This window comes from Necropsobacter massiliensis, from assembly GCF_000827595.2.
Classification (GTDB): Bacteria; Pseudomonadota; Gammaproteobacteria; order Enterobacterales; family Pasteurellaceae; genus Necropsobacter; species Necropsobacter massiliensis.
On record NZ_LN776178.1, the window covers coordinates 151,011 to 163,065 of the forward strand.

General features: G+C 48.3%; 10 protein-coding genes. 6 read left to right on the forward strand and 4 right to left on the reverse strand.

Features of this window, described 5'->3' with window-relative positions:
- Positions 1-76 precede the first annotated feature (76 nt).
- The 6 genes from BN3349_RS00765 to BN3349_RS00790 all read left to right on the forward strand — a co-directional run bounded on the left by BN3349_RS00765 (position 77) and on the right by BN3349_RS00790 (position 9,558).
- On the forward strand, positions 77-1,057 hold the full coding sequence (locus BN3349_RS00765) for an HlyD family secretion protein (protein WP_040975403.1): 981 nt from the start codon (positions 77-79) through the stop codon (positions 1,055-1,057).
- 11 nt (positions 1,058-1,068) lie between these two features.
- Positions 1,069-3,807 carry a ribosome-associated ATPase/putative transporter RbbA gene (gene rbbA, locus BN3349_RS00770; RefSeq protein ID WP_040975404.1) on the forward strand — a complete coding sequence of 913 codons (2,739 nt, stop codon included), beginning with the start codon at positions 1,069-1,071 and terminating at the stop codon, positions 3,805-3,807.
- Between the two features lies 1 nt (position 3,808).
- A complete protein-coding gene (locus tag BN3349_RS00775) occupies positions 3,809-4,933 on the forward strand; it encodes an ABC transporter permease (RefSeq protein WP_040975405.1) in 1,125 nt (374 codons plus the stop codon).
- Between the two features lie 13 nt (positions 4,934-4,946).
- On the forward strand, positions 4,947-6,344 hold the full coding sequence (locus BN3349_RS00780; RefSeq protein ID WP_040975406.1) for an efflux transporter outer membrane subunit: 1,398 nt from the start codon (positions 4,947-4,949) through the stop codon (positions 6,342-6,344).
- A gap of 697 nt (positions 6,345-7,041) precedes the next feature.
- Positions 7,042-7,749 carry a type 1 glutamine amidotransferase gene (locus BN3349_RS00785; RefSeq protein ID WP_040975407.1) on the forward strand — a complete coding sequence of 236 codons (708 nt, stop codon included), beginning with the start codon at positions 7,042-7,044 and terminating at the stop codon, positions 7,747-7,749.
- A 462-nt stretch (positions 7,750-8,211) separates the two neighbouring features.
- The gene (locus BN3349_RS00790; RefSeq protein WP_040975408.1) at positions 8,212-9,558 is read left to right on the forward strand and encodes a patatin-like phospholipase family protein; all 1,347 of its coding nucleotides are present in this window, start codon (positions 8,212-8,214) and stop codon (positions 9,556-9,558) included.
- A 40-nt stretch (positions 9,559-9,598) separates the two neighbouring features.
- Here BN3349_RS00790 and BN3349_RS00795 read toward each other — a convergent pair whose 3' ends face one another.
- The 4 genes from BN3349_RS00795 to BN3349_RS00810 are packed head-to-tail and all read right to left on the reverse strand — an operon-like array spanning position 9,599 to position 12,035.
- Positions 9,599-9,958 carry a hypothetical protein gene (locus BN3349_RS00795; RefSeq protein WP_218971796.1) on the reverse strand — a complete coding sequence of 120 codons (360 nt, stop codon included), beginning with the start codon at positions 9,956-9,958 and terminating at the stop codon, positions 9,599-9,601.
- A 41-nt stretch (positions 9,959-9,999) separates the two neighbouring features.
- Positions 10,000-11,238 (reverse strand): murein hydrolase activator NlpD, encoded by a 1,239-nt coding sequence (gene nlpD / locus BN3349_RS00800; protein WP_040975410.1) that lies wholly within the window; start codon positions 11,236-11,238, stop codon positions 10,000-10,002.
- 16 nt (positions 11,239-11,254) lie between these two features.
- Positions 11,255-11,446 carry a hypothetical protein gene (locus BN3349_RS00805; protein WP_082024864.1) on the reverse strand — a complete coding sequence of 64 codons (192 nt, stop codon included), beginning with the start codon at positions 11,444-11,446 and terminating at the stop codon, positions 11,255-11,257.
- A gap of 13 nt (positions 11,447-11,459) precedes the next feature.
- Positions 11,460-12,035, reverse strand: a complete 576-nt coding sequence (locus BN3349_RS00810) for a YqaA family protein (RefSeq protein WP_040975411.1) — start codon at positions 12,033-12,035, stop codon at positions 11,460-11,462.
- Positions 12,036-12,055 lie beyond the last annotated feature (20 nt).

A 12,055-nucleotide genomic window follows, 5' to 3' on the forward strand; every position in this document is an offset into this window, starting at 1 on the left:
CGTTCTTTGATGATTGCAGGTTGTCGGTACATTATCTAAACTGAATCAGTTTAATTGAGGTATCTTGGAGTAATCTATGAAAAAATTGTTGGTGATTATATTGGTCGTGGTGGTGTTGGCGGGAATTGCCTATTGGAAAATCTTCCGTGCGGATTCCGGCACGCCGGAGGGCGTTGCGGTGGTTAACGGGCGTCTGGAGCTCGATCGCATTGATGTGGCAAGCCTATATGCGGGACGCGTAGAGGAAATTTATGTGCAGGAAGGCGACTTGGTGGAAAAGGATCAACCACTGGCTCGACTTTCCTCTACTCAGGTTACGGCACAGTTGAATGCGGCAAAGGCGCAGAAAACACGGGCATTAGAAGCGGTTGTGCGCAGTCAGGCGGAAATTGATTCTTATCAGCAACAGGCCAATGTAGCGAAACTGGATCTGGATAACGCAAGAAAGTTAAAACGGGATAATCTGGTTTCCACGACTGAAGTCGCACGTCGCGAATCCTCTTATCAGGCAGCGGTTGCCGGGGTAAACGCAGCAAAAGCAGCAGAGGCGGAAGCGCAGGCTGCGGTAGAACAAGCTGAAGCGGATATTGAACGTATTGCCGATATGGATACCGATATGGTGATCAAATCTCCGATTGGTGGGCGAGTGGAGTATAAAATCACTGATGTCGGCAATGTGCTCGGCGTGGGTGGAAAAGTGGTCAGTGTGTTGGATCTGAATGATGTGTATATCAATGTGTTTTTGCCTTCTTATCAATCTAACCAAGTCAGTATCAATGATGAAGCGCGTATCGTTGTGGATGGCGTCGATGCGGTGTTTCCAGCGACAATTACCTATGTGGCATCTGAAGCACAGTTCACGCCGAAATCCGTAGAAACCACGGAGGAGCGAGCGAAATTAATGTTTAAGGTGAAACTACAAGTGCCGCAGGATATTGCGCGACAGCAACAGGCGTTGTTAAAAGGCGGTATGACGGCATTGGGTTATGTGAAATATGATCGACAGGCGCAGTGGCCGGAGAATTTGCAGGTAAAATTACCACAGGCACAGCAATAGGATAAGGCGTTATGGCGGAAGTAAATGATATCGCGGTTTCCGTTACGGAGCTAAGCCACAGTTACGGTAAGACGCAGGCTTTAGATAGGGTGTCTTTGCAGATTCCCAGAGGCGTCAGCGTCGGTTTAATCGGTCCGGATGGGGTGGGAAAATCGACGCTGCTTTCCCTGATTGCCGGGGTGAAAGTGCTGCAACAGGGCACAATAAAGGTCTTTGATAAAGATGTCAGCGATAAAACCCAGCGCGACAGTCTGTCTTATCAAGTGGCGTTTATGCCGCAGGGATTAGGCAAAAATTTATATCCTACCCTGTCTATTTATGAAAATATTGAGTTTCATGCCCGTTTGTTCGGTTTGGCTAAAGATTATCGTAACGCACGGATTCAGCGCCTGCTCAATGCAACCGGTTTGTTACCCTTTGCCGAGCGTGCGGCAGGCAAATTATCGGGCGGGATGAAACAGAAATTAAGCCTGTGTTGTGCTTTGGTGCATAATCCGGATCTATTGATTCTGGATGAACCGACGACCGGGGTGGATCCGCTTTCCCGTCGCCAGTTCTGGGAATTGGTGGCGGATCTGCGGCAGGAATCACCACAAATGACCGTCGTTGTCGCCACTGCCTATATTGAGGAGGCGGAGAAATTCGAACATTTGTTGGCAATGGATGACGGTAAATTAATTGCCGATGCGCCGACCAAGCAGGTGATGGAAGAGACGGAAAGCAGCACGTTGGAACAGGCTTATATTAAGTTGTTGCCGCCGGAAAAACGCGGTGCGGAAAACGGTTTGGACATCCCGCCTTTTCAACCGAATAAAGATGAGCCGCCCGCCATTGAGGCGGAGGGGCTGACCAAGAAATTCGGCGATTTTGTTTCTGTCGATCACGTCAGTTTTACCATTCCGAAAGGTGAGATTTTCGGCTTTTTAGGTTCCAACGGTTGTGGTAAATCTACTACCATGAAAATGCTGACCGGTTTGCTGGATGCGACGGAAGGTTCGGCACAGTTATTGGGCAAACCGGTGGATGCTGGCGATATTAACACACGCAAAAGAGTAGGTTATATGTCGCAGGCTTTTTCGCTGTATGAAGAACTCAGCGTGCGTCAGAATCTGGAACTGCATGCCAAGCTGTATCAAATCGAGAAAAGTCAGTGGCATGACTATGTGAATACAGCGATGGAACAGTTTCATTTAACCGAATTCGCCGATCAAAAACCGGAATCGCTGCCGTTGGGGATCCGCCAACGTTTGCAGCTTGCCGCCGCTTGTTTGCATAAACCAGAGGTGTTAATTTTGGACGAACCGACCTCGGGCGTGGATCCGGCAGCGCGTGATATGTTCTGGGAATATCTGATTAAACTGTCGCGCGAAGATAAGATCACAATTTTTGTCACCACGCATTTCATGAATGAAGCGGAACGCTGTGATCGGATTTCGTTTATGCACCGCGGTAAAGTGCTTGGGGTTGGCACACCGGAAGAGTTGCGCGAGGGCAAAAACGCAGAGACGCTGGAACAGGCATTTATCATTTATCTGGAAGAACAGGAAGACGAAGTGACTGCGCCACAGCATGAAACATCGCTTGAAACCTCACCGACTCAGGCGCGAACCGCATATTCGAGCGGTTTTGCAGCATGGTTTGCGATGGTGTGGACATTTGCGGTACGCGAAAGCAAAGAATTACTACGCGATAAAATCCGTCTGTTCTTTGCACTGGGCGGACCGGCGGTTATGCTGGTTGCCATGGCGTCAAGCATATCCTTTGATATTAATCCGCTTAAATTTACCGTGTTGGACCATGATAATACGTCGGAAAGCCGTAAGCTGGTGGAGTATTTTAACGGCTCACATTACTTTATTCGTCAGCCCGCTATTTATCATGTGAGTGAAATTAATGAAGTTCTACAAAGCGCACAAGTAAAAATGGTGATTGAGATACCCGCCGGGTTTGGGCGTGAGATGTTGAACGGGCAAAAACCGGAAGTCGGGTTTTTTATTGACGGCGCATTTCCGTCTATGGCGGAAAATCTGAAAGGTTCCACGAGCGGTGTGATTGCGCAATATAGCCGCGATTACTTGCGCGCGCAGGGAATCAGTGTAGCGGGAAATTCTATTTTGGAAACCCGTTTTGTCTATAACCAGGATTTCCGCAGCGTATTTGCCATGACGCCGGGCATTATTATGCTAGCGATGATGATGGTCCCCTCAATGATGACCGCACTTGGCGTGGTGCGAGAAAAAGAAATCGGTTCCATTATGAATTTGTACGGTTCACCGGCAACACCGTTGCAGTTTTTACTGGGAAAACAGCTGCCTTATATTATGTTGTCTTTTTTCAGCTATCTGTTGTTGGTCTGGATTGCTATTGTCTTGTTTGACGTGCCGATTAAAGGTTCCGCGTGGGCGATGTTTTTAGGTGCGGTATTTGTTATTTGTGCCTCCACAGGCTTCGGGCTGCTGGTATCCAGCTTTGTCAGTTCACAAGTAGCGGCATTGTTTGCCACGGCGATTCTGATTATGGTTCCGACCATGAATTTCTCCGGCATGATGTACCCGACCGCAACGCTGTCACCGAATGTGTATTTACTGGCTCACATTTTCCCGGGCGCATGGTTCCAGATTATCAGCTTGGGCGGTTTTACCAAAGGGCTGGGATTTACCGATTTTCTGCCGAATTATGCGGCGCTGCTGATTATTTACTCCGCTTATTTGGCGCTGGCAGCCCGCTTTCTAAAGAAACAGGAGAAATAATATGCGTTGGCTAAAAAATGTGGCTTATTTGTCCGTGAAAGAATTTCGCAGCTTATTTACTGACCCCATTTTAATGGTATTGATTGTATATATGTTTTCCGTGGCGTTAATTACCATTGCCAATATGCCGACGACTGAAGTGAAAAATGCAGCAGTTGCGGTGGTGGATAATGATCATTCGGTGCTGTCTTATCGTTTGCGCGATAGCCTGATTCCGCCGAATTTCAAACAGGTGGAAGAAATCAATTATGCCGATATTGATCGGGCAATGGATACCGGAAAATATACTTTCGTGCTGGATATTCCACCTAATTATCAACGCGATATGTTGAAAGGACAGGCACCGAAAATTCAGCTGTTGGTGGATGCCACGGCGATGACACAAGCCAGTATCGGCAGCTCTTATATTAATCAGACGCTGAGTGCGGAAATTCAGCAGTTTTTGAAAACTGCATCCGTTCAGTCCGCACCGATTAATGCCGCCATTAACGTACTGTATAACCCGAATTATTCCAGTAAATGGTTAATGGGCACCATGCAGATTGTGGGCAACCTGAATTTGCTGGTATTGCTACTGGTTGGCGCAGCGGTTATTCGTGAACGGGAACGAGGCACTATCGAGCATTTATTGGTGATGCCGGTCGGTTCCAGCGAAATTGCGGTATCCAAGATTCTGGCTAACGGCGTGGTGCTGTTGTGTGTCGCCATGCTTTCTCTGACGTTGATTGTCAGAGGCGTGCTGGAAGTGCCGATTGCATTGAACTCTATCCCGCTGTTTGCCTTAGGCGTGATTACTTTTTTGTTTTCCATTTCGGCGCTGGGGATTTTACTGGCGATTATCGCACCGACTATGCCGCAGTTCGGGCTGCTGTGTATTCCGGTGTATGTGGTGATGTATCTGCTGTCGGGTACTAACTCACCGCTGGAAAATATGCCGGAATTGGCGCAGCAAATCACCCAGTTTTCGCCGACTACCATATTGGGCGCGTATGCGCAGGATGTGTTATTCCGCGGTGCAGGTTTTGAGCTGGTATGGGATAAGTTAGTCAAAATGATTGGCTTAGGTATTATCTTTTTAAGTTTAGCGTTGATGCAGTTTAAATCAATGCTGTCAAGACAAGGTTAATCAGGATTTGAATATGAAAAAATTGAGCGTTACGACCATCAGCTTACTTGTTGCCGTACTTACCGCCTGCCAGAATACGGACATGAGCGCGCAATCAAGCGTGCGGCTGCCGCCCCAATTTGAACACGGGCAGAAGGCAACAGGGGCCGGTGAAATATTGCAATGGTGGCGAAACTGGCGGGATCCGCAGCTGACCCGCTTGATTGAACAGGGATTGGCAAATAATCTGGATGTTGCACTGGCGCAGTCCCGTTTAAGTGAGGCACAGGCGAACAGTCGTGCGGCGGATGCGGATCGCGGACCATCGGTTAGTGCGGTAGCTTCGGGCGGATGGAGTGTAACGGATCTGGATAGCGGGCGCGTTAATCCGTCGTCATCTCGAAGTTATTCCGGCTTCGGCGCGCTTGTCGCCTCTTGGGAACCGGATTTCTTCGGGCAAAAGCGCAGTGACGCCGATGCCGCGCAGCACGTTGCTTTGAGTTATCAGGAGCAAGTTTACGCCGCGCAATTATTGGTCGCCTCACAGATTGCAGAAAACTATTTTAAAATTTACGCCACCGAGCAACAAAGTGCGGTGCTAAAACAGAATATTTCTTCATTGCAGCAGTTACAACGTTATATCAAAGGACGCTTTGTCGCAGGTGATGCCACCGCCTATGAAGTGAATGAAATCAATAGTCAGATTTCCGCCTTACAGGCAAAACAGGCGACATTGCAGGCGCAGGCGGACAGCTATCAGCGCAATATTGCCGTATTGTTGGGGCAACCAGCGCAGGGATTTCGGGTAGTGAAACAGGGCGATCCGCTGGCACACATTCCTACCGCGCCGTCTGGACAGCAGCCGGGCAATTTAGTGGAACGCCGTCCTGATATTCGTGCGAATGCGCAACAAATTCAGGCGGCAATGGCAAAAGTTGCTAGCGCCAAGGCGGATTTGTATCCGCGCTTTGATATTACCTTCGCAGGACACGGCGGACGAATTGAGCTGAATAACGATTTATCGCACGTTTCCGGGTTGGGCAGCCTGCTGAGTCTCGGTGTACAGCTACCGATTTTTACCAACGGGCGGATTCAGGCGAATATTGATGCCGCCGATGCGCGGCTGAAAGGTGCGTTAATTCAGTACGATAAAACGCTGCTGACGGCGTTGAGCGAAGTGGACAGTGCCTATCAGATGCAATATAGCCTGACCAATCAGACCCGATTGTTACAGACCGCTTATCAGCAGGCGGAAAAACAAGCGCGCGATGCGCAGGCGCTGTTCCGCCATGGTGAGAAAACGTTGGATGTAGCATTGCGCGCGCAGATTTCAGCGTTAAATTACCGTGCACAGATTATTGAATCCCAATTAAACAGTGCACAGAATCTGATTAATTTATATAAAGCGCTGGGGGGCGGCTGGCAGCCGTAATCGTAATCCTAACAGAATGGCTATACGATAATTGCGGTTGAATGTTCATACCTACCGAAACGGTAGAAAATTCGACCGCACTTTTTGCGTCAAATAAAAAGTGCGGGTGTTTTTTGCCGCATTATACTTTCAACGCCTCAATCACCGCCCACAATGCCGGCGAGTCCATCTATCGCCAAATCTTCAGGCAGATAATCAATTCCCAAGGCATGTGCCAATTTTTGGTAAAAATCGCCTAACTAAAGTTGTAGGGACGCCACGCTGGCGTCCGAAAACATCGCATACGCACAAATATTGAATTAAAATCTAAACGGTCAAATTCCCATAAAAATATATCCATTTTTGCGTAAAATGAGATTGGTGAAATAGTGAAATTGTAGCGGACGCGAGCGTCGCGCCCCTACGAGGTTTTAATGAAGAATAACGATCGAGATTTTACCCCGATAACATGTAGGGACGCCACGCTGGCGTCCGAAAATGTGAAATACGCACAAATATCAAATTAAAATCAAAACGGTCAAATTTTCATAAAAATATCCCCATTTTTGCGTAAAATGAGATTGGTGAAATAGTGAAATTGTAGCGGACGCGAGCGTCGCGCCCCTACGGGGTATCCATTCTATATATTGAAATTCAGCGACAAACCGTTCGCATTCCATTACACTTGTTCCAATTTCACAAACAAAAGGAAAGCAAAATGCACATTCATTGTATTCAACACGAGAGTTTTGAAGCTCCGGGGGCATATTTAGATTGGGCGCAGGCACGTGGCTATTCGATCAGTTTTTCCAAAGTGTATGAGAACGAGTCGTTGCCTGAAAGCGTGGAACACATTGATTTGCTGCTGATTATGGGCGGGCCGCAAAGCCCGAGTTCCAGCAAAGCGGAGTTTCCACATTTTGATAGCCAAGCGGAACAAGCGTTGATTCGCCGTTGCATTGATGCAGGTAAAGCCGTGGTGGGTGTGTGTTTGGGGGCACAGCTGATCGGTGAAGCCTTGGGCGCTGCATACGGACATAGTCCTGAAAAAGAAATCGGCGTGTTTCCGATTCAGCTCACGGCGCAGGGATTGCAGGATCCGCTCATCAACCATTTTGGCGACACCCTTGCCGTTGGGCATTGGCACAACGATATGCCGGGTTTAACTGCCGACTGCCAAATTCTTGCGACCAGTGCTGGCTGCCCACGTCAAATTGTCCGTTACACTTCAAAAGTGTATGGTTTTCAATGCCATATGGAAATCACGCCTGAAGTGGCAAGTTTGTTAATCGCCAGCGAACCGCAGCTAGACCAGCTCAGCCAGCAACATCCATTTGTGCAACGTGCCGATGAAATCGCTTATTACGATTATCGAGAAATGAACGAGAAATTGCATCAATTTCTGGATAAACTGATAGCGAGTTGAGCGGATAAAATTAGAAAAAATTTGACCGCTTATATTTTCAAAACGGCACAAAAAATGACCGCACTTTTGTTTCAAAAGAAAAAGTGCGGGTGAAAATGTTGATGAAATGGAACAGAGGGGCAGATTTTAGGGAAAATTTGCGAATTATGCCACATTCACCGCGTCGCTAATGGCATAACAATGTTCGCCTGCGCGTTTAGCACTTGGCAAACAAATTGTGTTGTTGATGATTGTCAGCAGCAATCATATGGCGATGCCGGCATGCTAGATCGCTTAATTAATTTCCTTTATTTTGCACGGTATCGCTTTTTCTGTGTGGTGCCTTTCGAGCGCTTCTTAAAGTTGCGAGATTAAGTGGCTTTCTGCCATAATAATCCCCCATTAAGTTAAAGTTTTAATAGGGATTTTATGGTTTTTAATCGCTAAAATCTTTATGAGAGCACGTCATAATATCGAAATAATATGAAAAACATGTTAATTTTATCGTGTGCGCTGTTGTTGTCCGCCTGTAGTTTAGTGACTTATCAGCCGGTGGCGACCATCAGTCGGGTTAATCCGCAGGCGGGCTATCGCACCCAAACCGCACTACAGAAGGATGACGGCAATCTGGTCGTGTTGGTCTTTTCTGGCGGTGGAAGCCGTGCTGCTGCGTTGGGGTACGGTATTTTGGAAGAATTTAAACGCACGCCGGTGCGTCGTAGCACGAAAGGGGATACCCTGCTAGACAATATTGATCTGGTGTACGGTGTGTCCGGCGGTTCGGTGCTGGCAACCTATTTTTCACTGGAAGGGCGCGATGTCGTGCCGAAATTTGAGGAAAATTTTCTGAAAAAGGACTTTCAGCGTGAAATTATCAGCCAGATTTTCTCCTTGTCCAATTTGCCGCGTTTGACCTCGCCGCAGTTCGGTCGCAGCGATTTGTTGCAGGAACAGTTCAATCTTGCGTTGTATAAAAAGAAAACTTTCGGTGATCTGGCAACACAGCGCAAGGGACCGTTTGCCATTATCAGCGCAACGGATATGAATGTGGGTCAAAAAGTAACTTTTACGCAGGAATTTTTTGACGGCTTATGTTTGAATTTAAGCGATATGGAAATTGCCCGCGCGGTGGCGGCTTCCAGCGCGGTGCCGTTAGTGTTCAGTCCGCTGACTTTAAATAATAATGCCGGCAATTGTCATTTTTCCTCCGGGGCACTGGAACAGGTTATTGCCGCCAATAAAGATGAGCTGGCGCGAGCTAAGAATATCAATGAACTGAAGGCTGCCTTATCGTTGTACGGCGACAGCCGTGAGCGACCTTATATTCATTTGGTGGACGGCGGTTTAACCGATAATCTGGGATTGGCGGGATTAATTGATATTTATGATGTGGCGGGGCAGGAGCTGATGTATCGCAAGGCGATAGCATCCGGGTTAAAGCGTATTGTTGTGATTAATGTCAACGCCCAGAACGAAGTATCTAATGAAATTGATAAATCCGCTGATGTGCCGACCGCAGCTTATGTGATTAATACGGTGATTAATGTGCCGATTGATCGCAACACACAAACCACGCTGCGCCGTTTTCGTGAGTTTACCGACAGCTGGAATCAGTTTATGCAAAAAGTACCGGCGGAAAAACGGGTCGAGCTGCATTTTGTCAGTCTGGGGCTGAAAGATTTACCCGAATCGGCGCTGAAAAAAGAGGTATTGAATATCAGCACCTCCTTTTATTTGCCCCGTTCGGATGTGAATAAACTGAAACAGGCGGCGCAACTGCTGTTACAGCATTCTGTCGAATATCGGGATACACTGAAAGCGTTGCAATAATTGCATGACGCTTGGCGGTAAAAGTGCGGTTGAAAATATGTTATTTTTTGACCGCACTTTGTGCTTTTCTCAATGTCCAGCCCTGTCGAGTTTTCAGCAGGCGTATGTTTCCGTCATCAGAACCATAACCGCCTTTTACCGCCTGAAGTCGTGTGCCCGGCGGCAGATCGGCGGCAAAGAGTTCCGCTTCAGATTTATCTGCCGAGACGATGACATAAATTGCCAGCCCGGCGTTGTCTGGATCGGCTAAACGGATATCCGCCGCTGAAAAAGGCTGTACGCATTGCTGTTTCAGCACCGACCAGCTGTAACCGGCAGAGCCGATACAACCATGCGCATCCCTGTCGGCGCCGGTTAACGGCGGATTATCGGATTGCGCTGTGCAGGCTGCGGTAAGCATTATGCCTGCAACGAGCGCGAGAAATCTGAGGTACATCGTAATTAACGTCTCGGTAAGTAACGTACTGGATCAACGGATTTGCCTTTGTAGCGGATTTCAAAGTGCAGTTTTACGCCATTGGTGCCGGAGCTGCCCATTTTGGCAATTTGCTGACCGGCTTTAACTTCCTGCTGATCTTTAACTAGAATGCTTTCGTTGTGTGCGTAAGCACTTAGGTAGTCGTCGTTATGTTTAATAATGATCAGGTTGCCGTAACCGCGTAATGCGTTGCCAGCATAAACCACGCGACCGGCTGCCGCCGCATTGACCGCCTGTCCGCGTGAACCGCTGATGTCAATCCCTTTGTTGCCACCGTCAGAACTGGAGAAACCTTGTACGATGTTGCCGTTGGTCGGCCAGCGCCAGAGCACATTGGAGACTGCAGGCGCCACCACGGTACTTTGCACCGGTACTGCCTGTGCGGTCGGTTGCGCCGGTGTCGTGTTGCTTGTCGGTAGAGCGGCAGTTTGCGTTAGCGGCGGATTGGTACCGGCGCCTGATTTAATCGGACCGATAATCGAGCCGTCAGAACCGTATTGTGTGCCGTTTGGTCCCGGTGTGTAAGTGACCGCTGGTTCGACCGGTTTAGCGACTGCCTGTGTGGTGCTGGTTGCGGCTGCAACAGTCGGTGCTGCAACCGCCGCGGTATTGCTGTGATTGGTGATTTTTAAGGTTTGTCCGACACTTAAATTATAGGGTTCGGACATATTATTTAAGGCGGCGAGTTCTTTGACGTCCATACCGGAAATATAAGCGATCAGGAACATGGTATCGCCTTTTCTGACAGTGTAGGTTTCGCCTTTATAAAAACCTTTGTCGATTTTACTGTAATCCGGCGCGTTAGTTTGCGGGTTGCGCGGAATTTCAAAATTCTGACTTGCCGGTTTTACCGCTGTCGTGCTGACCGCGGCGGTTTGGCGGTTTTGAGTCGGTTGTGCCACCGGTTGTTGCACTTGCGGCTGCGCCGGGGTTTGTAGCGCAGGTTGTATTTGAGGTTGTACCGCTTGGGTCTGTAATGCCGGTGCGGTTGTTGAAGTCACAGGCTGTACAGTCATACTTTCCGGCATGCTTTGCTGCTGAATCTGCGGATTCCAAGTATTATTATCGCCGTTACTATCCACCGGCTGCATCATGCCAGGGGTGAGTGCGTTATCGGCATTTTCGACCGGCGCGGGAGCATTCGAGCTACAAGCTGCCAGCACAGCAAGGCTGACAGGTAAAAGTAAAAAGGATTTGTTCATTTCTTTTTTCTTCCTTCTATTCATTCATATTTTCAGGCATTTGTTGTTTTTCGATGTGCGGCGACCAATCGGCATCCGCCACCGCGCCCGTTTCAGGCACTGGTTCCATTATTCCCGGAGGGAGGCTATTTTCATCAGGCGGCGTATCGGCGGATGAGCAAGCCGTAAGCGTTAAAAGTATAGACAACAAGAAACACAATTTATTCATTTTCACACCCGAATTATCTTAAAATTAGATAAGCGATAACCGCCAGCGCAACCACCGACCAGCCGATAACCTCAATGGATTTGCGCAGTTTTGCGGCGAATTTTTCACCACCCCAAGCAGCCAGTTTCGCCACGATAAGGAATCTGGCGGCGCGAGAAACGAAGGCGGTAATCACAAAAGGTAAAAACGCCATTTGCATTACACCGGCGCAAATAGTGAATACTTTATAGGGGATCGGCGAAAATCCAGCGACAAAAACCACCAGAATGCCCCATTGTTTAAACCATGAGATTGCCGTGTTCCAATGTGCCTGATAGCCCCATTGCTGAATATAGTGCTGCACGAAATCAAAGGCATAATAGCCTAGCGCATACCCGAGCATACCGCCGACAGCCGAGGCAACGGCGGTATATAGCGCGAATCTGACCGCACTTTTCGGTTTTGACATGGACATCGGAATAAGCATCACATCCGGTGGAATCGGGAAAAATATTGCTTCAATAAAACTGACAAAGCTCAGCCAGAATGTCGCGTAGCGATGAGTTGACCATTGCATGGTTTTGTCATACATCGCACCAAAAATGTTCAATGGATTTCTCCTCAATTTAT

Excerpts from the sequence above, each read along its gene's own strand:
- BN3349_RS00785 (WP_040975407.1), top strand. The coding sequence starts at position 7,042 with ATGCACATTCATTGTATTCAACACGAGAGTTTTGAAGCTCCGGGGGCA.
- nlpD (WP_040975410.1), bottom strand. The coding sequence starts at position 11,238 with ATGAACAAATCCTTTTTACTTTTACCTGTCAGCCTTGCTGTGCTGGCA.
- BN3349_RS00795 (WP_218971796.1), bottom strand. The coding sequence starts at position 9,958 with ATGCTTACCGCAGCCTGCACAGCGCAATCCGATAATCCGCCGTTAACC.
- BN3349_RS00765 (WP_040975403.1), top strand. The coding sequence starts at position 77 with ATGAAAAAATTGTTGGTGATTATATTGGTCGTGGTGGTGTTGGCGGGA.
- BN3349_RS00780 (WP_040975406.1), top strand. The coding sequence starts at position 4,947 with ATGAAAAAATTGAGCGTTACGACCATCAGCTTACTTGTTGCCGTACTT.
- BN3349_RS00805 (WP_082024864.1), bottom strand. The coding sequence starts at position 11,446 with ATGAATAAATTGTGTTTCTTGTTGTCTATACTTTTAACGCTTACGGCT.
- rbbA (WP_040975404.1), top strand. The coding sequence starts at position 1,069 with ATGGCGGAAGTAAATGATATCGCGGTTTCCGTTACGGAGCTAAGCCAC.
- BN3349_RS00775 (WP_040975405.1), top strand. The coding sequence starts at position 3,809 with ATGCGTTGGCTAAAAAATGTGGCTTATTTGTCCGTGAAAGAATTTCGC.
- BN3349_RS00790 (WP_040975408.1), top strand. The coding sequence starts at position 8,212 with ATGAAAAACATGTTAATTTTATCGTGTGCGCTGTTGTTGTCCGCCTGT.